Annotated in this window: 26 protein-coding genes and 2 pseudogenes; 22 read left to right on the forward strand and 6 right to left on the reverse strand. The window is 34.1% G+C overall.

Annotation, left to right across the window (positions count from 1 at the left end):
• Positions 1-256 (forward strand): annotated as a pseudogene (locus AC3WVA_RS18170) (DUF6773 family protein); the annotation flags it as partial.
• Positions 257-1,186: 930 nt separating this feature from the next.
• Positions 1,187-1,471, forward strand: a pseudogene (locus AC3WVA_RS18175) (transposase); the annotation flags it as partial.
• Between the two features lie 129 nt (positions 1,472-1,600).
• On the opposite strand, the gene AC3WVA_RS18180 reads toward AC3WVA_RS18175, so the two are convergent.
• Positions 1,601-2,551, reverse strand: a complete 951-nt coding sequence (locus AC3WVA_RS18180; protein ID WP_098346467.1) for a metal ABC transporter substrate-binding protein — start codon at positions 2,549-2,551, stop codon at positions 1,601-1,603.
• A 266-nt stretch (positions 2,552-2,817) separates the two neighbouring features.
• Here AC3WVA_RS18180 and AC3WVA_RS18185 point away from each other — a divergent pair, with 266 nt between their 5' ends.
• Complete coding sequence (locus tag AC3WVA_RS18185) at positions 2,818-2,970, forward strand: hypothetical protein (protein WP_048527421.1); 153 nt, start codon at positions 2,818-2,820, stop codon at positions 2,968-2,970.
• Positions 2,971-3,081: 111 nt separating this feature from the next.
• Positions 3,082-3,741 carry an oxidoreductase gene (locus tag AC3WVA_RS18190; RefSeq protein WP_098346468.1) on the forward strand — a complete coding sequence of 220 codons (660 nt, stop codon included), beginning with the start codon at positions 3,082-3,084 and terminating at the stop codon, positions 3,739-3,741.
• 29 nt (positions 3,742-3,770) lie between these two features.
• On the opposite strand, the gene namA is transcribed toward AC3WVA_RS18190, so the two are convergent.
• Complete coding sequence (gene namA, locus AC3WVA_RS18195; RefSeq protein ID WP_098346469.1) at positions 3,771-4,808, reverse strand: NADPH dehydrogenase NamA; 1,038 nt, start codon at positions 4,806-4,808, stop codon at positions 3,771-3,773.
• A gap of 133 nt (positions 4,809-4,941) precedes the next feature.
• Between namA and AC3WVA_RS18200 the strand changes: the two genes are divergently transcribed.
• The 6 genes from AC3WVA_RS18200 (at position 4,942) to AC3WVA_RS18225 (ending at position 9,813) form a co-directional block, all read left to right on the forward strand.
• On the forward strand, positions 4,942-5,394 hold the full coding sequence (locus AC3WVA_RS18200) for a methylated-DNA--[protein]-cysteine S-methyltransferase (RefSeq protein ID WP_048527423.1): 453 nt from the start codon (positions 4,942-4,944) through the stop codon (positions 5,392-5,394).
• Between the two features lie 25 nt (positions 5,395-5,419).
• Positions 5,420-6,415 carry a DUF2628 domain-containing protein gene (locus tag AC3WVA_RS18205; RefSeq protein WP_048527424.1) on the forward strand — a complete coding sequence of 332 codons (996 nt, stop codon included), beginning with the start codon at positions 5,420-5,422 and terminating at the stop codon, positions 6,413-6,415.
• A 76-nt stretch (positions 6,416-6,491) separates the two neighbouring features.
• The gene (locus AC3WVA_RS18210; protein ID WP_098346470.1) at positions 6,492-8,153 is read left to right on the forward strand and encodes a peptide ABC transporter substrate-binding protein; all 1,662 of its coding nucleotides are present in this window, start codon (positions 6,492-6,494) and stop codon (positions 8,151-8,153) included.
• A 60-nt stretch (positions 8,154-8,213) separates the two neighbouring features.
• Entirely contained in the window at positions 8,214-8,630 is a 417-nt protein-coding gene (fosB, locus tag AC3WVA_RS18215; protein WP_492322074.1) for a FosBx1 family fosfomycin resistance bacillithiol transferase, read from the forward strand.
• 12 nt (positions 8,631-8,642) lie between these two features.
• Positions 8,643-9,188, forward strand: coding sequence for a short-chain dehydrogenase (locus AC3WVA_RS18220; protein WP_098346472.1), 546 nt, complete (start codon positions 8,643-8,645; stop codon positions 9,186-9,188).
• 13 nt (positions 9,189-9,201) lie between these two features.
• Positions 9,202-9,813, forward strand: coding sequence for a phosphoserine phosphatase 1 (locus tag AC3WVA_RS18225; RefSeq protein ID WP_098346473.1), 612 nt, complete (start codon positions 9,202-9,204; stop codon positions 9,811-9,813).
• A 44-nt stretch (positions 9,814-9,857) separates the two neighbouring features.
• On the opposite strand, the gene exsB is transcribed toward AC3WVA_RS18225, so the two are convergent.
• Entirely contained in the window at positions 9,858-10,400 is a 543-nt protein-coding gene (exsB, locus tag AC3WVA_RS18230; RefSeq protein WP_098346474.1) for an exosporium protein ExsB, read from the reverse strand.
• Positions 10,401-10,581: 181 nt separating this feature from the next.
• Between exsB and cotH the strand changes: the two genes are divergently transcribed.
• From cotH to AC3WVA_RS18270, 8 genes are all read left to right on the forward strand, one after another.
• Positions 10,582-11,658, forward strand: a complete 1,077-nt coding sequence (gene cotH, locus AC3WVA_RS18235; protein ID WP_098346475.1) for a spore coat protein CotH — start codon at positions 10,582-10,584, stop codon at positions 11,656-11,658.
• 105 nt (positions 11,659-11,763) lie between these two features.
• Positions 11,764-12,381 (forward strand): NUDIX hydrolase N-terminal domain-containing protein, encoded by a 618-nt coding sequence (locus AC3WVA_RS18240; protein WP_071757936.1) that lies wholly within the window; start codon positions 11,764-11,766, stop codon positions 12,379-12,381.
• Positions 12,382-12,485: 104 nt separating this feature from the next.
• Positions 12,486-13,088 carry an undecaprenyl phosphate transporter UptA gene (gene uptA / locus AC3WVA_RS18245; protein WP_492322075.1) on the forward strand — a complete coding sequence of 201 codons (603 nt, stop codon included), beginning with the start codon at positions 12,486-12,488 and terminating at the stop codon, positions 13,086-13,088.
• Positions 13,089-13,185: 97 nt separating this feature from the next.
• Positions 13,186-14,565, forward strand: a complete 1,380-nt coding sequence (locus AC3WVA_RS18250; protein ID WP_098346476.1) for a putative polysaccharide biosynthesis protein — start codon at positions 13,186-13,188, stop codon at positions 14,563-14,565.
• A 184-nt stretch (positions 14,566-14,749) separates the two neighbouring features.
• Positions 14,750-15,691, forward strand: a complete 942-nt coding sequence (locus tag AC3WVA_RS18255) for a magnesium transporter CorA family protein (protein WP_000932394.1) — start codon at positions 14,750-14,752, stop codon at positions 15,689-15,691.
• Positions 15,692-15,889: 198 nt separating this feature from the next.
• A complete protein-coding gene (locus tag AC3WVA_RS18260) occupies positions 15,890-16,786 on the forward strand; it encodes a permease (protein WP_000418724.1) in 897 nt (298 codons plus the stop codon).
• A 3-nt stretch (positions 16,787-16,789) separates the two neighbouring features.
• Positions 16,790-17,659, forward strand: a complete 870-nt coding sequence (locus AC3WVA_RS18265) for a TIGR03943 family putative permease subunit (RefSeq protein ID WP_048527433.1) — start codon at positions 16,790-16,792, stop codon at positions 17,657-17,659.
• 195 nt (positions 17,660-17,854) lie between these two features.
• Positions 17,855-18,361, forward strand: coding sequence for an acyl-CoA thioesterase (locus AC3WVA_RS18270; protein ID WP_000141166.1), 507 nt, complete (start codon positions 17,855-17,857; stop codon positions 18,359-18,361).
• 126 nt (positions 18,362-18,487) lie between these two features.
• Here AC3WVA_RS18270 and AC3WVA_RS18275 read toward each other — a convergent pair whose 3' ends face one another.
• Positions 18,488-18,574 (reverse strand): YjcZ family sporulation protein, encoded by an 87-nt coding sequence (locus AC3WVA_RS18275; RefSeq protein WP_000505094.1) that lies wholly within the window; start codon positions 18,572-18,574, stop codon positions 18,488-18,490.
• Positions 18,575-18,734: 160 nt separating this feature from the next.
• On the opposite strand from AC3WVA_RS18275, the gene cls reads away from it, so the two are divergent.
• From cls to AC3WVA_RS18295, 4 genes are all read left to right on the forward strand, one after another.
• Positions 18,735-19,919 (forward strand): cardiolipin synthase, encoded by a 1,185-nt coding sequence (cls, locus tag AC3WVA_RS18280; RefSeq protein WP_128805580.1) that lies wholly within the window; start codon positions 18,735-18,737, stop codon positions 19,917-19,919.
• Positions 19,920-19,948: 29 nt separating this feature from the next.
• Positions 19,949-20,407 (forward strand): spore coat protein, encoded by a 459-nt coding sequence (locus AC3WVA_RS18285; protein WP_048527435.1) that lies wholly within the window; start codon positions 19,949-19,951, stop codon positions 20,405-20,407.
• 187 nt (positions 20,408-20,594) lie between these two features.
• Positions 20,595-20,774, forward strand: a complete 180-nt coding sequence (locus AC3WVA_RS18290; RefSeq protein WP_001045960.1) for a hypothetical protein — start codon at positions 20,595-20,597, stop codon at positions 20,772-20,774.
• 97 nt (positions 20,775-20,871) lie between these two features.
• Positions 20,872-21,492 (forward strand): NAD(P)-dependent oxidoreductase, encoded by a 621-nt coding sequence (locus tag AC3WVA_RS18295; protein ID WP_098346479.1) that lies wholly within the window; start codon positions 20,872-20,874, stop codon positions 21,490-21,492.
• Between the two features lie 24 nt (positions 21,493-21,516).
• On the opposite strand, the gene AC3WVA_RS18300 is transcribed toward AC3WVA_RS18295, so the two are convergent.
• Both AC3WVA_RS18300 and AC3WVA_RS18305 read right to left on the reverse strand, forming a co-directional pair.
• Positions 21,517-21,999, reverse strand: coding sequence for a DUF456 domain-containing protein (locus AC3WVA_RS18300; protein WP_071757938.1), 483 nt, complete (start codon positions 21,997-21,999; stop codon positions 21,517-21,519).
• Position 22,000: 1 nt separating this feature from the next.
• Positions 22,001-23,308 carry a hemolysin family protein gene (locus AC3WVA_RS18305; protein WP_098346480.1) on the reverse strand — a complete coding sequence of 436 codons (1,308 nt, stop codon included), beginning with the start codon at positions 23,306-23,308 and terminating at the stop codon, positions 22,001-22,003.
• Between the last annotated feature and the right edge of the window lie 88 nt (positions 23,309-23,396).

The raw sequence follows: 23,396 nt of genomic DNA on the forward strand, positions 1-23,396 counted from the left end.
ATCTATTCTAACTGGAGTTTATGAAACAGATATTAATAATAAAGAGCAATTAAAAGAAAAATTAAAAGAAAAAATGAGTAATACCTTTATTTTTTGTTTTGTCGCAATAGGTGCTACTACATACAAATATTACTTCCCTGAAGATTTCAGTGGATGGTTAGAAGCAATAGCAAAATTCATTATACTGTTCGCTTTCCTATTTGGTATTCAATATCTTATTACAGTCATAGCGTGGAAGAGATCCAATAAAATTTAATAAATATAGATAAAAAAGCTTATCCTTTAGCACTTAATGATAAGCTTTTTTATTGTTTTTTTGTTTTTGTGATAGTTCCTTCTTTTAAATTGATAGCGATGTGGTGGATATAATTATTTCTAATATCAATGTAACGTTCTGTTACCGTTATATTATATTTATCTATAATAATCCCTCAATTTATAGAATTCATTAGTGACTCAAGAATGACGCTACATGGTGGATTTCAATATAAAGAAATTGAAAATACATCTCTAAAATGAACTACTCTTGATTCATAAAGATTTTCTTAGTCATTGATTTTTTGTACAAAGAGTATTTATATTTCTTTATAGAAAAAACTGCCTCCCAATCGTTAGATATGTCTAACAGTTGGGAGGCAGTTTTTTGTGCTCATTATAGTAGGGCATAAAAAAATTAATCACCATTCTTTTAATTTATATCATTACGAAGGTGAATGGGTAAGAACTTCGCTAAATATGTCCCTGTTCCTTTAGTTTGTATAATTACAGAGGTGAAACAGAAAAGAACTCCGCTGAATTTTATCTTTATCGGTTTTTTATTATAAATCATTAATTAAGTAAAATGCAATGATTTTACTTAATTTAACAAATATTAAATTAAATCTTAATATAAATAATAAGTATATACAAATGAATTAATGTGTATTTTTGACTTTCAACATTATTGGTTTAATTATTATAGGACTAATTGCAGTATTTATTGGAGCTAGTATGGCACTATTTTTGGATCTTATAGGAAATAGAAATGGGGAAATTAAGTGAAAATATTGCTTGATATTTCATCATCATCTTTTTTCATTTTATAGCATTCCTTTTCAACTAAATAGTTAATATGTAAGAGGGGATATCCAGGTTAGCCTATTTAGTATGTAATAGTAATAAAACATTGATATTGTAAATATAATATAAAGGAAACGAAACAAAATCTATCAGCGTCTCTGTCAAAAATTAAAAACAGCGAAAAGAAGTAAGAGAACATTTACGTACAAAAGAAGGTAAAGAATTATATGTAAAACAAAAAATAGAGGTAGAACCCGTATTCGGTCATATTAAATACAATCGCTTCTTCCAACGTTTTTCCTTACAAGGCCTTTCTAAAAATTGACTGGAATGGGGTTTTATTTGTGTTGCCCATAATTTACGGAAATGGACAACAAGTGCTCAATCCAAAGCGAAAAATGCCCGGTTATAGTAGAAAATCAACAGATTTTCTACTATAACCGGGCATTTTCTCATCCATATTAAAGTTAAAATAAAAAACTGTCTCCAAAAGGTCTTATTTAAAGACCTTTTGAGACAGCCTCTTCTTATTAAAAATTGATTAGTTAGTAGCTTCTTTCAATGTGTTTACGTTTTCTTCCATTAAAGTGAAGTAATCTTTATTATTTTTCGCATCGTCTTCAGAAATAGTGGCTAAGTGATTTAAGCGTAGAATTTTTGTACCTGTTTCTTTTTGAATGACAGATGCTACTTTTGGGGTAGAGAATGTTTCAAATAAAATATATTGTAGATTATGTTCTTTAGCTGTTTTTGTAATATCAGCAAGCTGTTTTTGAGATGGTTCATCAGAAGCTGAAATACCAGCGATAGCAATTTGTTTCAGACCATAGCGTTGTTCCCAGTATCCATAAGCAGCATGAGAAACTAAAATATCTTTCGTTTTTGCATTCGCAACAGCTGCTTTAAATTGATCATCTAAATCAGTAAATTTCGTTTGAAGTGCTGCGAAGTTTTTTTCAAACTCTTTTTTATGGTGAGGTTGTAATTCTACAAGTGCATTTTTAATTTTTTCTGCCTGTTTCATTGCTAGAGTAGGGTCTAACCAAATGTGTGGGTCTTTATCGTGATGATGTTCCTCTTCCTTATGGCCGTCTCCGTGATCATGATGCTCTTCTTCAGTAGAAGTACGCAGTTCAATACCTTTTGATGCATTTACAATTTTAACATTTTCTTTTTGTAATGATTTTTCCATTTTTTCAGCAAATGGTTCTAATTCAGCCCCGTTATAAACGAATAAATCGGCTTTTGCAACTTTTACTGTTTGTTTTTGACTGGGTTCAAATGTATGAGAATCTGCACCAGGTGGATAAATTGCTTCAACCGTTACATAGTCGCCACCAATTTTTTTTGCGAAATCAGCAAGAGGAAAAATAGTTGTATAAACAGTTAGCTTTCCGTCTTTCTTGGCATTACCTTCTTTTGTATTTGAGCAGCCAGTGAAAATTAAAGTGAAAATAAGTAAGAATGAAAATATAGTCAATTTTTTAGGCATGAAGTTCTCCTCTTTTCTTTTTTACGGATATATTTTCCCCAATTTTAGAAGAAAAATATCATTTTAATACAAAACGGAATAATTACGTTTTAGTTTGCGAACTTAGTATAATACATCTTTTATAAAGTTGCAATAAATAATAATCATTCCGATTTGATTTTGTTATAAAGTTGTCAAATATAGATGTGTTATTTTTGCGAATACATGCATATGTGACAACGCTGAGTTCATATATATGAAAGGAGGGTGTAGAGGGGGATGAGTGTTTGGGTTACTTAATGGAAGCTATTTTATTGATATTAGCGGTAGTATTACCATTAGCTTTAGTCTTAATTTTTTTAAGAAGATTAATAAGTAATTTAGGGGATGCGTCAACAGTAACGAAAATACGAGAGAAAGATGAGAAAAAGAGTGAGTAAAGCACTATGCGTACGCATAGTGCTTTACTTGTGGTAAAATGAGAGAAGGAAACTCCTGAAAGTTGTATTTTACTGGAGGAGAGAAAAGTAAAATAAGAGGTATATGCATATATGAATAAGCGAACAGCGTTAGTACTTGGTGCAAGTGGTTTAGTTGGACAAGAGATAACGCGTCTATTACTTGAATCAGATTACTACGATTCGGTTACTATTTTTGTAAGAGAACCAATGCAATGGCAACATGAGAAGTTACAGCAAAAGCAAATAGATTATTCGGTATTAGAGGAATATAAAGAGTTTTTTGCTGTAGATGACGTATTTAGTTGTCTAGGAACAACAATCAAAAAAGCAAAAACAAAAGAAAATTTCAAAAAGGTAGATTATGAATATACGTTACGAGCCGCGTGTCTAGCGGAGAAACAAGGTGTGCAAAATTTTCTTGTTGTGTCTTCAATGGGAGCAAATCCTAAATCGTTTTTCTTTTATTCACAAGTGAAAGGGAGAATGGAAGAGGAATTACAAAAGTTAGTCATAGGTGGCATCCACATTTTTAGGCCATCTTTATTAGTAGGAAATCGACAAGAATTTCGTTTCGGTGAACGAATGGCTGAAAAGTTATCTCGTATCATTCCTTTTATATTTAAGGGGGCTTTCAAAAAGTATAAACCAATTTCAGCGAAAGATGTGGCGAAAGGGATGTATATCACTGCATTACGAGAAGAAACGGGTATTTATATTTATAACTCTAATGAAATTACAACGATAGAATAAATAAAACCGAGAAGAATCCCTTCTCGGTTTTATTTATTCGTATGGATTTTCCCCGGTGCTCGCTTGTATTGATACGGTTCTTCTAACTCAAAGCCAAGTTCATTAGCGGCTATTCGTGGAAAGTAAGGATTGCGAAGTAACTCACGTCCGATAAAAATTAAATCTGCTTCGTTATGATTTAAAATTCGCTCTGCCTGTACTCCAGTCGTAATCAAACCAACAGCCCCAGTTGCAATGTTAGCATGTTCTTTAATATGTTTAGCATATTGTACTTGATACCCAGGATATACATCAATGTGTGCCGGAACAACAGCTCCAGAACTACAATCAATTAAATCTACTCCTTGTTTTTTCATCCATTTTGTATATGGAACGTAATCTTGAACCGTTAAACCGTCAGGGTGATAATCGTTTGCTGAAATACGAACAAATAACGGTCCGTTCCAAACTTCATTTATTGAGTCAATAATTTCACGTAAGAAACGATAGCGATTTTCAGGTGAACCTCCATATTCATCAGTCCGTTTATTAGAAAGTGGAGAAAGGAATTCATTAATAAGATAACCGTGAGCACCGTGTATTTCAATAACGTCAAATCCGGCTTGTTTGGATCGTATTGCAGCTTCTTGAAAAGCTAATACGGTCTTTTCTATTTGCTGTATACTCATTTCTACTGGTGTTTTCATAGTTTCATTAAACGGAATTGCAGATGGAGCGAGAGCATCCGTCTCTAATTCAGCTTTTCTTCCGGCGTGAGCAAGTTGAATCGCTGCTTTTGCGCCGTTATCATGTATAAAAGTTGTCGTTTTATGTAAGCCTTCAATTAGGCTATCATCCCATATCCCTAGGTCTTTATTAGAAATTCTCCCTTCAGGTAACACGGCTGTTGCTTCGACCATAACTAAACCAACTTGACCAGCAGCTCTTGTTCCGTAATGAACGAGATGGAAATTCGTTACTTGGCCATCTTCGTTTTCTGATGAATACATGCACATAGGTGACATAACGATACGGTTTTTTAATGTAACTTCCTTAATTGTATAAGGTGAAAAAAGTTCGGAATTCATCCAATAGCCTCCTAAATTGAATTTTCTTACATTGTATCATTCTCGTTTTTGTTTCCCTAATAAAACGCTTATACGAAAAATTTTGTCTATTCGTGTTACAATAATGAATATGAATTAAATTGGAGGCTGACATATGTACCAGGCTTATTATGAAAGTGAATTAGGTTTGCTTGAAATTAAAGCGAACGATAAAGGAATTACGTCAGTTATATTTGTTGATGAGAGACAAGAAGGAATTACAAATGAAATGATAGATCAATGTATAAATGAGCTAGATGAATATTTTAAGGGGAATAGAAAAGAGTTCACAGTCCCGCTGTCTGCCGAGGGAACAGCATTTCAAAAAAATGTATGGGATGCGCTCTATACTATTCCGTATGGCGTAAGTGCTTCATATTTAGATATTGCAGAGAAAGTTGGAAATACGAAAGCTGTACGAGCGATAGGAGGAGCAAATAGTCGGAATCCGATTTCAATTATCGTTCCGTGTCATCGTGTAATAGGAAAGAGCGGGAAGCTTGTTGGATATGCAGGTGGTTTATGGAGGAAAGAGTGGTTATTAAAACATGAAGGTATATTGAAATAACGTATGGACGGGAAGAGGGATTGTTTTGAGATGTATAAATTGTGGGCAACTTTGCGAGGGAAACCAGTTGAATTGTGAAAGTTGTAAGCGGACTTTGCATACTGAACAAGGTGAAGGAAGCTCACTAATAGACAAGGAATTAGAAGTGTATGTAGGGAGACAATATCCGTATTACAAAAGAAAATGGGAGCTTGAGGAAAAACGGATTGCTAGGTGGAGCTGGAATGGTTGGGCAGCCATTTTCAATGTAGGATGGCTTGGGTATCGTAAGTACTATTTACCAGCAGCATTATTTGTATTGTTATTAGTAGCGTGCGATGCGTTTTCTTATTATATGGGTTTCAACGTAGCATTACCAATCATTAATATGGTGCCTCTGACGTTTCTATTACTCGTTTTTATTTTATTTGGAATGGCGATTTTTGCGAATGGATTATATTATCAATTTGCAGAAAGGCGTATATATCGAATAAAAGCACGAGAAATTCAAGATGAATCGGTTGAGAAGTACCTCATTCGTGATAGTGGTGGAACGAGTAAAATGGGAGCAACCATCGTTACGATTTTAGCGGTTGCTAGTATTTTTTTCAGCCATTTCTTCTTCCCAACTGATCGAGATATTATTCAAAAAGTTCGTACAGGCTCGCTTTATGAATATCCATTCTTTTCTATTGGTGAATCGTTTGAAAGTTATTTTAGAAATCCAGTTTGGGTATATTATCGTGGAACGGAAGGATTAGAATTAGTAGAATTCCAAGGGATTAGTCCTGATATGCCAAGGAAAAAGGTGAATATCCAATTTATTGTTGATTATAAATTGGGTGAGATTGAGCCGTACTCAATTTCGATTAACGGCGAATCTAAAAATGAGGAAGAATTTTTGAAGATAATGGACGAAATATTTAAAGTTCAAAATCCATTTGATATAGACGATGGATTACAAGTAAAAGAAATAGAAAAAGAAGCGGATGGAAAGACTCTCTATCCGCTTCTTTTTTTAATGTATGAAAATAATATTTGAAATAATCTGAATCTTTTGTATAATAATATATATTATACTGGCTTTCATTTATACATATAGATTGGGGGAAGGAAGAATGAAGAGAAAGGTAACAACGATTGCTGCAGTAGCATTATCAACTAGTGTATTAGTTGCAGGTTGCGGAAATGGGGAGAAGGCATCTACAACAAAGAAAGAGGCAAGTAAGGGGGCAGCAGATAAGCAAGTATTAAACTTACTAGAAGCAGCAGAAATTCCTTCAATGGATACATCAAAATCGACAGACTCTGTATCATTTCGTGCCTTTGTCAATGCAATGGAAGGGTTATATCGTTTAGATAAGGATAATAAACCAACTCCCGGTATGGCAAAAGATGTGAAGATTAGTGAAGATAAAACGACATATACATTTGAATTACGAGACGCAAAGTGGTCTAATGGTGATCCAGTTCGAGCGCAAGATTTTGTATTTGCATGGCAACGTGCACTAGATAAAGCAACAGCAGCTGAGTATGCATTTATTTTATTTGATGTGAAAAATGCACAGAAAGTAAATAAGGGAGAATTACCGTTAGACCAATTAGGAGTAAAAGCAAAGGATGATAAAACGTTAGTAGTAGAACTAGAACAACCAGCACCATATTTCCTTGAGCTTACTTCATTCCCGACATTTTTCCCATTGAATGAAAAATATGTGAAAGAACAAGGGGATAAATATGCATTAGAAGCAGATAAACTATTATACAATGGTCCATTTACGATGAGTGAATGGAAGCATGAACGAAGTTATCAATTAAAGAAAAACCCTAATTATTGGGATAAAGATACAGTGAAATTAGAAGAAATTAATGTAAATATAGTGAAGGAAACGAGCACGGGAGTAAATTTATATGATAGTGATCAAGCAGACCGTGTTATTTTAAGTTCTGAATTTGTTGATAAATATAAAAAGAATAAGCCAGATGAATTTAAAACGAAGTTAGATCCACGTATGTACTTCTTACGTTTTAACCAGAAAAATGCAACATTTAAAAATCAAAAAGTTCGTGAAGCGATTGATCTAGCATATGATAAAAAAGGAATTGCAAATGTTATTTTAAATGACGGATCATTACCAGCATATTTCTTAGTACCTGAAAAATTTACGACAGGACCAGATGGGAAAGATTTCCGTACTGTAAATAAAAATTTCCGTGACAGTAAAGATAATGCAGCAAAAGCAAAAAAATTATGGGAAGAAGCAAAGAAAGAACTTGGCCAAGATACAATTACAGTAGAATTTTTAAATGATGATAATGGTAGCCGTAAAAAAGTGGGCGATTTTATTAAAGAGGAGTTAGAGAAAAACTTACCTGGCATTAAGGTGAATTTGAAACAACAACCATATAAGCAGAAGCTAGAGTTAGAAAAGAAATTTGAATATGAATTCTCATTATCTGCATGGAGTCCGGATTATCCAGATCCAATGACTTATATTGATATGTTCGTTACTGGAAGTTCATTTAATGAAATGGATTATTCTAATCCGAAGTACGATGATTTAGTGGCGAAATCAAAAGGAGAGCTATTAAAAGATGATAAAGCACGTTGGAATGCACTTGCAGAAGCTGAAAAAATCTTAATTGGTGAAGATGCAGCCATTTCTCCTGCGTACCAACAAAGTACGGCATATTTAGAGAAACCGTATGTAAAAGGTATTGCAAATCATACGTTTGGCGGGGACTTCAGCTATAAATGGGCATATATTACAAAGAAATAGTATAATGGAAGATGAGTGAATTTTCGCTCATCTTTTCGTTTGTTTAAGGAGGAGCTAATTTTGTTAAAAGGAATTAATCATCTTTGTTTTTCAGTGTCTAATTTAGAAAACTCTATTACATTTTACGAAAAAGTGTTAGAAGGAGAATTATTAGTTAAAGGGAGAAAACTTGCATATTTTCATGTATGCGGGGTATGGATAGCACTTAATGAAGAAGCAAATATTTCGAGAAATGAGATTCATCAATCTTATACGCATATTGCGTTTTCAGTTGAACAGAAAGACTTTGAAAGTCTACTGCAGCGATTAGAAGAAAATGATGTTCACATTTTACAAGGAAGAGAACGGGATGTAAGAGATTGTGAGTCTATATATTTTGTTGATCCTGATGGACATAAGTTTGAGTTTCATTCAGGGACATTGCAAGACCGAATTAATTATTATAAGGAAGATAAACCTCATATGACATTTTACTAAGGGGGGAAGAAGTTGCATGCGCTAGTAATTGGTGGAACAGGAATGCTAAAGAGGGTGTCGATGTGGCTTTGTGAGCAAGGGGTTCATGTTTCTATTATCGGACGAGATGAAGTGAAATTAGAAAGAGTTAAGCGAGAGAGTGCTGTACCAGAAAGTATCACATGTCTATCGTTAGATTATCATAATGAAGACGATGTAAAGTTAGCTATAAAAAGCACAATTGAGCGGAATGGCCCAATAACAGTAGTTGTCGCATGGATACATGCAAGTGCGAAGGATACATTATCACTCATTTGTAAAGAATTAGACTTGTCGTCTGAAACATACAGTGTTTTTCATGTTTTAGGTAGTAAAGCATCTCGCATGACCGTCCAAAAAATAGGAGGTACGCGGTGTAGCTACCATAGAATAATATTAGGTTTTATATTAGACGGTACATACGGCAGATGGCTTACTCATGAAGAAATATCGGATGGGGTAATAAAAGGAATTGAGAGTAAATGTGATGAATGGATTGTAGGGCGAGTAGAACCGTGGGAATTGCGGCCAACATGGTAAGGGGGAATGGCAAATGAAAACAACTGTATATGTAACGAGGCACGGTGAGACGGAATGGAATGTAGAGAAACGAATGCAAGGCAGGAAAAATTCTGCTTTAACCGAAAATGGTATGTTACAAGCTAAGCAATTGGGAGGTCGAATGAAAGATTTATCTATCGATGCGATCTATAGTAGTCCGAGTGAAAGGACCCTTCATACTGCAGAGTTAATAAAGGGCGAACGTGATATACCGATAATCGCGGATGAGCATTTCTATGAAATTAACATGGGTATATGGGAAGGACAGACAGTCGATGATATAGAAAGGCAATACCCAGACGAAATACAATTATTTTGGTATGAGCCACATCTTTTTCAGTCAACATCAGGAGAAAATTTTGAGTCTGTTTATAAAAGGGTAATTGAGGGGATACAGATTCTTTTAGAAAAGCATAAAGGAGAAAGTATATTAATTGTTTCTCATGCGGCAGCGGCAAAGCTACTTGTAGGACATTTCGCGGGTATTGAAATAGAAAATGTGTGGGATGATCCATTTATGCATAGTGCTAGTCTAAGTATTATAGAATTTGAAGGAGATAAAGGTGAAGTGAAGCAATTTGCAGATATAAGTCATTTTCAGTAAGCATACAAAAAAGGCCGTGAAAACGGCCTTTTTTGTATGAAAAACTAGCAATTGCGTTTTTTGTACCAGAAGTGATCGAATTTCTTGTTTTTGCAAGATGGGAATTTATGTCCGCCACCTTTGCAGTCGTTCCATTTCTTTCCGTCATCACACGAATCGTCGCAAGAGCCACCGTGTCCATTAGGGAAGAATTCGCATTTTTTACAGTAACATCGTTTTGTCCAGTAAAATTTCTTTTCAAAGCGTACACATTTTGTAACGAACGTACAATGCTTTCTGCGAGTGCGTTTTGTAACTAACACACATTCTTTTCTACGTGTTACTTTCGTAACGAACGTCCATTTTTGAACGCGAACACGAGTACATTTTGTAACAAATGTCCATTTTTTTACATGAGTACATTTTGTAACGAACGTACAATGTTTCACGCGAGTACATCTTGTTCTTGGACAGTTACAATCGTCGCTACATTCTATTTTAGTAGTGCAATCATCATCGCAATCAAACGTACTTGGATCTTGATGTAAGAAATCTTCCATCCCAGCACTTTTGATTTCCTCGACAGCTTTTCTAATATCACGTTTCATAGAAATCCTCCTTATCATGTATTCAGGTGAAAAGGTATTCTTTTTCCTTAACAGGATATGTATGTAGGTATATTTCTGAACAGGACAAGAGTGTAATTTTATATAAATGGTTGATAGCGGATGTATGGACAAGGCGAAGTGCATACATTGAATGAAGAGAACTGAGAAGGGATGTGAAAATATGCTACCTTCATATGATTTTTTTATTCATCCAATGAACCTAGTGGAATTGAAAAAAGAAATTTGGTCAGACAGTCCAGTCCCAGCAAAATTAACTTATGGAAAAAAGAAGTATGATATTGATATCGTATACCGAGGGGCTCATATTCGTGAATTTGAGAAAAAGTCTTATCATGTTATGTTTTATAAACCGAAAAAGTTTCAAGGTGCGAAAGAGTTTCATTTAAACTCTGAATTTATGGATCCGTCTCTCATACGAAATAAATTGTCTTTAGATTTTTTTCATGATATTGGTGTACTTTCACCGAAATCACAACATGTATTTATAAAAATTAATGGTCAAATTCAAGGTGTATATTTACAGTTAGAATCAGTAGATGAAAACTTTTTGAAAAATAGAGGATTACCGAGTGGTTCTATTTATTATGCGATAGATGATGATGCAAATTTCTCTTTAATGAGTGAGAGAGATAAAGATGTTAAGACTGAGCTTTTTGCGGGTTATGAATTTAAATATTCCAATGAAAACAGTGAAGAACAATTAAGTGAATTTGTATTTCAAGCAAATACTTTGTCAAGGGAAGCTTATGAAAAAGAAATTGGAAAGTTTTTGCATGTAGATAAATATTTAAGGTGGTTAGCTGGCGTCATTTTTACGCAAAACTTTGATGGTTTTGTTCATAACTATGCACTATATCATAACGATGAAACGAACTTATTTGAAGTGATACCGTGGGATTATGATGCGACTTGGGGGCGAGATGTACAAGGGAGACCACTTAATCATGAGTATATTCGTATTCAAGGTTATAACACATTAAGTGCAAGATTGTTAGATATACCTGTATTTAGAAAGCAATACCGAGGTATTTTGGAAGAAATATTAGAAGAACAATTTACCGTTTCATTTATGATGCCGAAAGTAAAAAGTTTGTGTGAGTCGATTCGTCCTTATTTACTACAAGATCCATATATGAAAGAAAAATTAGAAATATTTGATCAAGAAGCTGATATGATTGAGGAATATATAAATAAAAGAAGAAAGTATATACAAGATCATTTACATGAATTGGATTAATTTTGAAAGAGATTGAAACATTATCAATCTCTTTTTTTGTATAATAAAGATGTATTGGTAGAATTGGCGTAATATATACTTAATAAAGGATGGAGATGTGGAAACATGACGGTAAAATGGATTGATTGGGTAAAACAAATACAATCTATAGCTCAAGCAGGTTTAACGTATTCTAAGGATGTGTATGATATAGAACGTTTCCAACAATTACGGGATATTTCCATTTCGATGATGTCACATTATACAAAGACAGATTGGGAAGTTGTAGAGAAGTTATTTGCAAGTGAGACAGGCTATCAAACACCTAAAGTCGATATAAGAGCAGTTGTTTTTGAAAATGAAAAGTTATTATTTGTGAAAGAAAAAAGTGATGGGAAATGGGCGTTGCCAGGTGGATGGGCTGATATCGGTTATACGCCGACAGAAGTAGCAGCAAAAGAAGTTTTAGAGGAGACGGGTTATGAAGTAGATGATTTTAAGTTATTCGCTATATTTGATAAAGAAAAACATCAACCATCACCTTCAGTAACACATGTATATAAAATTTTTATAGGTTGTAAGATTGTCGGTGGTGAAAAGAAGACGAGTATTGAAACAGAAGATGTGGAATTTTTTGGTGAGGATGAATTACCTAATTTATCAGTTGCTAGAAATACAGAAGGGCAAATTAAAGAAATGTTTGCTTATATGAAAGAACCTATGAAAGAAATATTAATAGATTAATAGTGCTTATGCCGATCATATTGTTGGAATGAAGATATTGGCAGAATGCAACGTTTATGTAATAATGGGATGGTATGTGAAGAAAAAAGGAGATAGAAAATAAAATGTTAGCAAGCATAATAGATCAGTTATTGCAATTTTTTGCAAGCTTAGGTTACTTTGGAGTAGCGCTAGCTTTAATGATTGAAATTATCCCGAGTGAAATTGTACTTTCGTATGCGGGCTTTTTAGTTGCAGATGGTAAAATTAGCTTTGTCGGTGCAGTTATTGCTGGAACAATCGGTGGTACGTTAGCTCAAATATTTTTATATTGGCTTGGATACTATGGAGGCCGTCCAGTTGTAGAGAAATACGGGAAATATCTACTTATTAATAAACACCATTTAGACATAGCGGAAGGTTGGTTTAAGCGTTACGGAGCAGGAGTAATCTTTTCTGCGCGCTTTATCCCAGTCGTACGTCACGCAATCTCTATTCCAGCGGGATTAGCTAAAATGCCATTAAAACTATTTACAATGTATACTGTAGTTGCGATTATTCCATGGTCAATACTATTTATATACTTAGGTGAAAAGCTTGGTGGAAATTGGCGACACATTAAAGAGTATGCATCTGATTACACACATTACATAATTATAGGAGCTGTTCTCTTTGTTGCTTTATACTTCGGTTTAAAGTATTTCAAAAAGAAAAAAGCAGCGCGTTAAAGTCAATGATCTTTCATTGGCTTTTTTTTATTGTTTCGGTTCTAAAGAAAAGGAGTTGTCCATAATGTGTAATAATAAAGCGTAGCGGAGGAATGTGATGAAAGGGTCACCGTTTATACGTGGAACGATATTTTTAACGATGGCAACGATGATATCTAAAATGTTAGGATTTATATATGTTATACCATTTACAGCAATGGTAGGTACGAGTGGGTATGTTTTATATACATATGCATATCGTCCATATACGATTATGCTCAGCATTGCGACGATGGGACTACCACTGGCCGTTTCAAAAATGGTATCAAAATATGATCAAATGAATGATTATCATACGGTTAAAAGAGTGCTAAAGAGCGGTATCTTTTTTATGTTAATAATGGGAGTCATCTCATGTTTAACGCTATATATATTAGCTCCGCATTTAGCTAAACTTGTAATCGATGGAAATGATCAAACGGGGAATAGTATAACAGCGGTCACTACTAATATTCAAATTGTAAGTTTTGCGTTAATACTTGTACCAGTAATGAGTTTATTAAGGGGATTTTTTCAAGGGTTCCAATCGATGGGGCCTTCTGCTTTAAGTGTAGTTGTAGAACAATTTTTCCGAGTCTTAACCATTTTAATAGGAAGCTTTGTCGTTTTATATATTTTAAAAGCGTCTGTCTCGCTAGCAGTTGGTATATCAACGTTCGGTGCCTTTATGGGAGCGATAGGTGGGTTAACAGTTTTAAGTGCGTATTATATAAAAAGGAGAAAGCACTTAAAGAAAAAAGAAATGGCAAGTATACCGCAAACAACGAAATCTTTCTTTTCGCTGTATAAGGAACTCTTTACATATTCAATACCGTTTGTTGTGGTAGGTTTAGCAATTCCGTTGTATCAGACGATTGATACATTTACAATTAATAAACTACTAATACAAATAGGATATATGCAAGGAGAAGCGGAGAAAATCAATGCAATAATTGGTCTTGTTCAGATGGTTGTACTTATCCCAGTTTCCGTTGCGACTGCTTTTAGTATGTCTCTCGTACCTGAGATGACAAAAGCCTATACAGCAGGAAATGTGAAGTTACTGTACAAACATTTTACAAGGACAAATCTATTGGTAGTAGGTATTACGGTACCTGCGGCAATTGGAATGATGTTGTTAGCAAAACCAGTATATACTCTTTTATTTGGTGCCGGAAATGATCCGGAGATGGGGAGAGTGATTTTACAGTATTATGCTCCTGTTTGTATACTCTTTTCGCTTTTTACAGTAACAGCTGCGATGTTACAAGGAATTAATCAACAACAGAAAACTGTGCTAGGATTAGTAATTGGCATTATTGTGAAGATAGTTTTAAATATTGTATTGCTTCCGTATTTCGATTATGTAAGTTTTATTATTTCAACATACGCTGGTTATACGATTTCAGTTGGCTTTAACTTGTGGATGCTTTCTAAATATGTTATAAAGGCAACATAAGCTTTTTAAGGCAGAGAGCACTCTGTCTTTTTCTTTGTTTAGAATATTTTTCTTATAAAAACGTTTTCAAAATAATTTTTCTATTGAAATTTAAACGTATGTTTCATATGCTGAGAATGGCGGTTCAAAAACTGTTCTGTAAGAGAGGTAGATTCCTACATGTAAAAAGAATCGGGGTGATAGTATGTTAAATATTTATTTAACAGACCGAAACGGAAAACTACAAGAGGTTGAGGAAATGCAAAAGGGTTGCTGGATTAATGTACTTCATCCAACGGAAGAAGAAATTCAATATCTAGTACAAACTTTAAATGTAGACTTAGATTTCATTAAAGACCCTTTAGATGATGAAGAACGCTCTCGTATTGAAAAGGAAGACAATAATACTTTAATAATCGTGGATATTCCAACAGTTAGACATGATGAAGAAGGAAATTCGATTTATGACACGATTCCAATAGGTATGATTGTAATGCCAGATTGTTTTGTGACAATTTGTTTAGAAGAAAATCCAATTTTTGAACGTTTTATTAATCAACGTATTAAAGAATTTTATACGTTTAAAAAGACACGCTTTGCACTTCAGCTCTTATATACGATTTCTACTTATTATTTAAGATACTTAAAGCAAATTAACAGAAAAACAATCGATTTAGAGCATCAATTAAATAAGTCGATGAAAAATAAAGAGATTTTCACATTGCTAGGTCTTGAAAAAAGTTTAGTATACTTTACAACATCATTGAAGGCGAATAAAATTGTAATTCAAAAATTAATGCGTAACAGTACATTTTTAAAAATGTATGAAGACGATCAAGATTTATTAGAAGATGTATTAATTGAAAATAAACAGGCTATTGAAATGGCGGAAATATATAGTCATATTCTAAGTGGAATGATGAATACTTTTAGCTCTGTTATATCGAATAATTTGAACAGTGTTATGAAACTGTTAACGTCTATTACAATCATTTTATCATTACCAACAATGGTCTCTAGTTTCTTCGGAATGAACGTAAAGGTTCCATTTGAAGGTGAGGCTCAAGGTTTTGTAATTGTACTCATAATATGTGCAACATTATCTTGCGCTTTAGCATTTGTATTTTGGAAGAAACGTTACTTTTAACGATAAGAAAGCTGCTCTAGCATAGTTGTATAACTGCGCTAGAGCAGCTTTTTTGCTATGAAATCCCAAATTTTGAATAGAATATAACTTATAAAATGTAATGTATATGAAAGGGATGAATTCCGTATAAGTCTTGTCCAATTAATAAAATGGGGTTAAAATTACATATTGTTAATGAAAAGTTGGAGGAAATACATCATGGAATTGTTTCAATTACCGAAAGCATTCCTGCAAATGAATACAATCTTTATCTCCATATTAATCGAAGCACTTCCTTTTGTGCTCATTGGTGTATTTATTTCAGGATTCATTCAAATGTTTGTGACAGAAGATATGGTAGCAAAATGGATGCCGAAAAACCGATTTCTGTCTGTTTTAATGGCTACTTTTTTAGGGATGATGTTTCCAGGTTGTGAATGTGGAATCGTTCCGATTGTTAGGCGATTAATTGGAAAAGGGGTTCCGCCATATGCCGGGATTGCATTTATGTTAACTGGGCCAATTATTAATCCGGTCGTATTATTTGCAACATACGTTGCCTTTGGAAGTAGTATGCACATGGTATGGTATCGTTCTATTGTAGCGATTATCGTAGCAATTATCGTTGGAATTATATTATCATTTATGTTTAAAGAACATCAATTACGAGATGACCACTTCCCAGAAGTGAATCATAAGCGTCCGTTACGTAAAAAAATGTGGGATGTATGTACACATGCTGTTGAGGAATTTTTCTCGATGGGGAAATATTTAGTATTAGGTGCGTTAATTGCAGCTGCAGTTCAAACGTTCGTACAAACTTCTACACTTCTTGCTATAGGACAAGGTCCGTTTTCTTCACCAGCTGTTATGATGGGACTTGCTTATATTTTATCACTTTGTTCAGAAGCAGATGCGTTTATTGCTTCGTCATTCCAAAGTACATTTTCAACAGCGTCACTTGTCGCGTTCCTAGTATATGGACCGATGGTGGATATTAAAAATATGTTTATGATGCTTGCGACATTTAAAACGAAATTTGTAATTGTCGTTACAGTTACAGTTACACTTGTTGTTTATGCAAGCTCACTACTCATTTATGCGATGGGGTGGTAGGTTATGTTTCGAGCATATATATTATTAGGTTTTACAATCTTAATCGCGCAGCTTCATATTTCAGGTAATATTACGAAGTATATCAATATGAAGTATGCCTATTTATCAACAACAGCAGCTATTATTTTAGGTTTCTTAACGATCGTTCAAATTATTATCGTTTTCCAAAAAGAACATCAGAAAGAACAAGGAAAACAGGATTGTAGTTGTGATCATAGCCATTGCGGGCATGACCATTCAAAAGATGAGAATACATGGTTGAAAAAAGTATTTTCGTACTCATTGTTCTGCTTTCCTATTGTATCAGGATTGTTTTTCCCGATTGCAACATTAGATTCCGACATTGTTAAGGCGAAGGGATTTCATTTTCCAGTAGCACAAGCAGAAAGTAAAGATCCATTTATGACAAGGCAATTTCTAAGACCTGATACGAGCATTTATTACGGGAAAGAAGGATACCGTGGTGTAATGGAAAAAGGGAAAAAAGAGTTCGTTACGAAAGATAGTATTACTTTAAAAGACGAAGATTTCCTAAAAGGGATGGAGACAATTTATAATTATCCTGGCGAGTTTACTGGAAAAAAATTATCCTATAAAGGGTTTGTTTTCAAAGATGATTCTTCTAAAAAAGAACAATATTTCTTATTCCGTTTCGGTATTATACATTGTGTAGCGGATTCTGGTGTATATGGTATGTTAGTGAAAAAACCAGAAGGGGTAGAATGGAACAATGATGATTGGATTCAAGTTGAAGGAGAAATATCAACAGAATTTTATCAGCCATTCCATGCGAACATTCCTGTTTTAGAAGTAACGAAATGGAATAAAGTTGAACAGCCGAAAGAACAATATGTATTTAGAGGAGCCGATTGATAACATCGGTTCTTTTTTGTGGACTAAGAGTTCTGAATGTTGTTAATATTAAACGTGTAGTGATAGTAAGCTCATACTGTCCTAGTGTTAATGAAAAATGGAACTCTTACCGAACTTCTTTGCTCCAGCCGAATTTTGTGGTGGGAGTCTTACTGTCTGCAAATAGCGGATGAAATTATCAAAGAGGTGATAACAATGACTGAAGTAAAGGGAAAAACAGCTAATGAGTCTAGAGTGTTTAAAACGAGCCGCGTATTTCCAACAGATTTAAACGATCATAATACGCTATTTGGTGGAAAGATATTAGCCGAGATGGATATGGTTGCTTCCATTTCAGCAACGAGGCATGCAAGGAAAGAATGTGTCACAGCATCTATGGATTGGGTAGATTTCTTACATCCTGTTCGCTCTTCAGATTGTGTTAGTTATGAATCCTTTGTAATTTGGACGGGTAGAACTTCTATGGAAGTATTTGTGAAGGTAGTAGCAGAAGATTTAATTTCAGGTGAGAAACGTATCGCAGCAACATCATTTGTTACTTTCGTTGCACTTAGTAAGGATAATAATCCAGTTCCAGTTCCTCGAGTAATTCCTGAAACAGAAGAAGAGAAAGAATTACATCGCATTGCTGTGTTGCGTGCAGAACAACGTCATATACGTAAGGCGGAGAGTAAGAAAGTAGCCACATTATTAACTTTTTGAGTTGAATATTTAGTCGTTAAAGATATTATAACGGACTGAAATGTTTTTCATATGAAAAGCGGACACCTAAAAATAGGTGTCCGCTTTTATAGTTTTTTCATCCACATATCATATGACGATAACTACTTAGCAGAAGCAAGCAGCACCGACGATGATTAAGAGGATAAATAATACGACTAATAGCGCGAATCCATTACCATGTGCGAAGCCCATTGTTATTTCCTCCTTTTATTTTAAGATACAACATACAATATGCAAATGAGCTATCGTTTGATATGGACATATATCATGTAATGACATATTTTCTTGAATGATATTGTATTAAAAAAGGGAAGATATAGAAATAACAGTAAGTGGAGAAAGGAAAATATCCATGAAACACTTTTTCGTTGTAATCCTTTGTTTAATAGGTGTATTCATTTGGATGAACATCGATGTGGAAATGGGGAAAAAAATGGCTAGTGAATATGAAGTAGGACAAGTTCGATTAGGTGAATTTCAACTGTATACGAACGGTGAAGAGTTATATACGAAATTATTTGAGGATATACGTAATGCAGAAAAGTACATATATATCCATTTTTATATTGTAGGTAAAGATGAAATAAGTAAAGAGTTTTTGCAGTTGCTCGAGAAAAAGGCATCTAGTGGAGTAGAAGTAAAATTGTCAGTCGATCGAATAGGTGGATATAAGCTGAAGAAAAAGATAATTCATCAACTAAAAAGCAATGGTGTCCAGTTTACGTTTAGTAAAAAACCTAAATTGAAACATTTATTCTATTCGTTGCATCAACGAAACCATAGACGCATAGTTACGATTGACGGAAAAATATCATATATCGGCGGCTTTAATATTGGAAAGGAGTACCTTGGACAAGATCCGAAATTTGGCCCGTGGCGTGATTATCATGTACGAGTCATTGGGAATGGTGCCACGGATATGGAAAGAAAATTCGCTGCTGACTGGAAAGAAGATACGGGAGAAAAAATGCCTGTACATGAAAGTTTACCTGCAATTGGGAATGTAAAATATCAATATTTATTTTCAGATGGAAAAGGGTTATGGGAAAAATATGGAGCACTTTTAAAGCAGGCTAAAACGTCTTTAATTATTGCTACGCCATATTTTGTACCAAGTAAAGAAATGATGAAAGAGCTAAAAGATGCATTAAACCGCGGTGTCAATGTGAAAATTCTGGTGCCATTTAAAAGTGATGCCGTATTGTTAAAACAAGCTGCTTATCCGTATTTGAAAAACATGTTACATGCTGGAGCGGAGATTTATCAATATCATAATGGTTTTTTTCATGGGAAAGTAACAATCATTGATGGGGAAATTGTTGATATTGGTACCGCAAACTTTGATAATAGAAGTTTTTATTTAAATACGGAGTCTAATTGTATTATCTATGATAAGGGAGTAACAGCGGACGTATGGAACCGATTAAAAGAAGACTTTCATAAATCAAAAAAATTTTCGGAAGAAGATTTTGAGAAAATTAGTAAATGGGATTGGTTTTTAGCAAGAATAGCAAATGTTATAGCATCATATTTATAGCATATAGACAAAAGGAAGGAGGCACTTTCATGGATTGTATGAAAGAATTGATGAGGTATAGTTATATGCTTATATATAAGGTGGGGGAGTATACTGGAGAGGTAAGAGACGAAGAATTAAAGGAGCTATTACAGCATCATTTACCATATATGTTGCAAGCATATAATGAACAAGTGAATTTTCAAGAAGGAGAAAATGTACAGCATATAACTTGTGAACCAATTCCATTTCATTTTCATGAGATGGAAAAGGAAACTGATAGTAAATATACAGGGGATATTTATATTGCAACGTGTTATATTTCGCATTTAAAACGGTTAGCGCTAAAGTTTGCTAAAGTGGCAGTTGAAGTTGCAAATCCAGAATTTCGCTCGTTTTTAGAAAACTGCTTCCTGAAAATGAATCGTTATGCCTATAGTGTATGGCAATATGTCGTGAAGAAAGAGTATAAGATTAAACATGAATATGAAAATGAGAAGTTTGCATAAAAAACTAAGGCGGAAAGAAAGGCGCCTTAGTTTTTTGCTTTTCGTGGAGAAAAAATAACTATATGTACATATCCATTATCAGAAAATTTACAAATATTTACCGTTTATTTACTATTTTTCAATCTTTCCTTTAAAAATAGAGAGTAATATGAGATTGTACATATTCTATCTAAAGGAGGAAACGCAAATGAACAAATGGGTTAAATCATTAACTGCTATGGCACTTGCAAGTTCTTTATTAATGGTAGGTTGTAGTAAAGGTGAGGACAAGAAGAAAGAAGACGATACAACAACACAACAAGAGGACAAAAAGGATAAAGAAACAAGTGGAACTGAGAAGTCTACGGATTCTAAAGAAAAGAAATAAAAATAATAGAGCTTCCTCTTATATGAGGAAGCTTTTTTGTTGTAAATTGATTGAGATTATTGAAAAATAGAGGAAGAATGAAAGAGGGGGGAAACAAATGAAAGTATGTATATTAGGAGCAACAGGTCGAGTAGGTTCAGCCGTAATTAAATTAGCATTAAAGGATTCAGCTGAAGTGACTGCGTTAGCCCGTGATGTAAAGAGAATAGCAATACAAGATGAAAGGTTACGAATGATAGAAGGTAATGTACTAAATGAAAATGATATAAAGAAAGCGATAGAAGGAAGCGATATAGTAATAAGTGCACTTGGCACGGATCGAAGTGGCACGTTAGCGAAGAGTATGCCACATATTATAAGGCAAATGGAAGAAGAAAGGGTTTATAAAATCATTACAATAGGAACAGCAGGTATTTTACAAGCGAGAACAAATCTAAATTTATATCGTTTTCAATCAATGGAATCAAAAAGGAAGACAACAACCGCAGCAGAAGATCATTTAGCTGCATATAAATTACTGAGTAGTAGTAATTTATGTTGGACGGTCGTTTGTCCGACGCATTTAATAGACGGTGATGTAACAGGAGTATATCGAACTGAAAAAGATGTATTACCAGAAGGGGGAGCGAAAATAACAGTTGGTGATACAGCACAATTTACGTGGAATCTATGTAGTGAAAATAAATATGAGAATAGCCGAGTAGGTATTTCCTATTAAAAAACCATCCCGAAACTGGGATGGTTAAAAGACGATATAACATACAAATATGATAATCATAATGATTTGGAGAATGGCTTTCGCTACTGTACTGCTTAAAAAACCAACTACAGTAGCAACTCCTACTAGAAAGGCATCTTTTGGTGCTTTTTTATGCATGAGTTCTGTAATAAATACCGATAAGAACGGTATGATAATTAAACCGAATGGTGGGAAGAAGAAAGATCCGACAATGATAGAAATCATGCCGACACGTTCTCCCCATTTAGAACTCCCGTATTTTTTTAAGAAATATCCATTTGCAATAAAATCAGCAACGAAAATGAATAGTGTGAAAATGACTTGAATAATCCAAAAGGACATTGTTAGTTCTCCACCATTTATACCGAAATGGTAAATGAAATATCCAGCCCAAACAGCAAGGATGCCTGGGATGATAGGGTAAATAAAGGCAAGAAATGAAACAATGAAACAGGCAATGATACAGATTGTTAATAATACTGTCACTTTATAACTCCTTTTTTGTGTCTAATTTATGTACCGCAATTTTTTTCACTTGATGTCCATCAAGTTCTAGTGCTTTAAATTGAAAACCTGCAAATTCAATGAAATAACCAGCCTCAATATTTAAGTCTACTGCTTGGGAGAGGAGCCAGCCTCCAATTGTATCTAAATCGCTATCATCAATATGTAGGCCAAACATATCATTTACTTCAGAAATGAGCACTTTCCCATCTAAAACAGTTAGCTTCGGCGTGCGTTTTTCAATCATAGGTGATTCATCCGCATCAAACTCATCTTGAATTTCTCCAATAATTTCTTCAAGAATATCTTCCATTGTTAAAAGTCCAGCAGTTCCACCATATTCATCCATAACAATTGCCATCTGAACGCGATTCTTTTGTAAATGTACTAACGTTTTGCGAATGGGAACAGTTTCAAATACAGTAAGTACTGGATGTATGTATGATTCAAGTGACTTATGAATGCCTTTCGTTTGATCGTGAAATACTTCTTTCGTATTGATCATACCGATAATATCATCTTTATCTTTTTCGATGATCGGATAGCGTGTATACTTTTCAGTTGCTACGATATCCATATTTTCTTCTAACGTATTTTCAGTAGATAAGCAAATCATTTCTGTACGAGGGACCATAATTTCTTTTGCAACTCGGTCGTCAAATTCAAAAATATTATTTACATATTTATATTCGGTTTGATTTATTTCGCCACTTTTGAAACTTTCTCCTAAAATGAGTCGTAGTTCCTCTTCAGAATGAGCAAGTTCATTTTCTTTAGCAGGCTCTAAACCGAGTAGTTTTGTGAAAAAGATAGCTGTGCTATTCAGTAGCCAAATGAATGGATACATAATTTTATCAAATAAAATAAGTGGTCGTGCAAACTTAAGTGTGATTGCTTCTGCTTTTTGAATTGCGAAAGACTTTGGAACTAATTCACCTAATACAACATGGAAAAATGTAATCACACTAAAAGCAATAATAAAGGATAAAGTATTCGCCATTGTTCCAGTAATATTAATCTTTTCAAAGAGCGGTCGTAGTAAATGTTCCACAGTTGGTTCACCAAGCCAACCAAGTCCTAAAGAAGTAATTGTAATCCCGAGCTGACAAGCTGACAAATAAACATCTAAATTAGATATGACACTTCTTGCAGCTAAAGCTTGTTTGTTACCTTCATTTGCAAGTTGGTCAATTCGACTTTTTCGTACTTTTACAACAGCGAATTCTGATGCAACGAAAAAGCCGGAAATAAGGATAAGTACAAAGATGAGAAAAATATTTAATATGTCCAAGTGTGTTCTCTATTCCGTATTTGGGAATAAAGATGTCACCTCCTGCGATTATGTTATACTTTTATAATAAATCCAAACGAAAAGAATA

It is taken from the genome of Bacillus sp. EB106-04-02-XG92, from assembly GCF_058791995.1.

What these genes read in the sequence shown, in the direction of transcription:
- AC3WVA_RS18180 (WP_098346467.1), bottom strand. Translation starts at nt 2,551, where the DNA reads ATGCCTAAAAAATTGACTATATTTTCATTCTTACTTATTTTCACTTTA.
- AC3WVA_RS18190 (WP_098346468.1), top strand. Translation starts at nt 3,082, where the DNA reads ATGAATAAGCGAACAGCGTTAGTACTTGGTGCAAGTGGTTTAGTTGGA.
- namA (WP_098346469.1), bottom strand. Translation starts at nt 4,808, where the DNA reads ATGAATTCCGAACTTTTTTCACCTTATACAATTAAGGAAGTTACATTA.
- AC3WVA_RS18200 (WP_048527423.1), top strand. Translation starts at nt 4,942, where the DNA reads ATGTACCAGGCTTATTATGAAAGTGAATTAGGTTTGCTTGAAATTAAA.
- AC3WVA_RS18210 (WP_098346470.1), top strand. Translation starts at nt 6,492, where the DNA reads ATGAAGAGAAAGGTAACAACGATTGCTGCAGTAGCATTATCAACTAGT.
- AC3WVA_RS18225 (WP_098346473.1), top strand. Translation starts at nt 9,202, where the DNA reads ATGAAAACAACTGTATATGTAACGAGGCACGGTGAGACGGAATGGAAT.
- exsB (WP_098346474.1), bottom strand. Translation starts at nt 10,400, where the DNA reads ATGAAACGTGATATTAGAAAAGCTGTCGAGGAAATCAAAAGTGCTGGG.
- cotH (WP_098346475.1), top strand. Translation starts at nt 10,582, where the DNA reads ATGCTACCTTCATATGATTTTTTTATTCATCCAATGAACCTAGTGGAA.
- AC3WVA_RS18240 (WP_071757936.1), top strand. Translation starts at nt 11,764, where the DNA reads ATGACGGTAAAATGGATTGATTGGGTAAAACAAATACAATCTATAGCT.
- uptA (WP_492322075.1), top strand. Translation starts at nt 12,486, where the DNA reads ATGTTAGCAAGCATAATAGATCAGTTATTGCAATTTTTTGCAAGCTTA.
- AC3WVA_RS18250 (WP_098346476.1), top strand. Translation starts at nt 13,186, where the DNA reads ATGAAAGGGTCACCGTTTATACGTGGAACGATATTTTTAACGATGGCA.
- AC3WVA_RS18255 (WP_000932394.1), top strand. Translation starts at nt 14,750, where the DNA reads ATGTTAAATATTTATTTAACAGACCGAAACGGAAAACTACAAGAGGTT.
- AC3WVA_RS18260 (WP_000418724.1), top strand. Translation starts at nt 15,890, where the DNA reads ATGGAATTGTTTCAATTACCGAAAGCATTCCTGCAAATGAATACAATC.
- AC3WVA_RS18265 (WP_048527433.1), top strand. Translation starts at nt 16,790, where the DNA reads ATGTTTCGAGCATATATATTATTAGGTTTTACAATCTTAATCGCGCAG.
- AC3WVA_RS18270 (WP_000141166.1), top strand. Translation starts at nt 17,855, where the DNA reads ATGACTGAAGTAAAGGGAAAAACAGCTAATGAGTCTAGAGTGTTTAAA.
- AC3WVA_RS18275 (WP_000505094.1), bottom strand. Translation starts at nt 18,574, where the DNA reads ATGGGCTTCGCACATGGTAATGGATTCGCGCTATTAGTCGTATTATTT.
- cls (WP_128805580.1), top strand. Translation starts at nt 18,735, where the DNA reads ATGAAACACTTTTTCGTTGTAATCCTTTGTTTAATAGGTGTATTCATT.
- AC3WVA_RS18285 (WP_048527435.1), top strand. Translation starts at nt 19,949, where the DNA reads ATGGATTGTATGAAAGAATTGATGAGGTATAGTTATATGCTTATATAT.
- AC3WVA_RS18290 (WP_001045960.1), top strand. Translation starts at nt 20,595, where the DNA reads ATGAACAAATGGGTTAAATCATTAACTGCTATGGCACTTGCAAGTTCT.
- AC3WVA_RS18295 (WP_098346479.1), top strand. Translation starts at nt 20,872, where the DNA reads ATGAAAGTATGTATATTAGGAGCAACAGGTCGAGTAGGTTCAGCCGTA.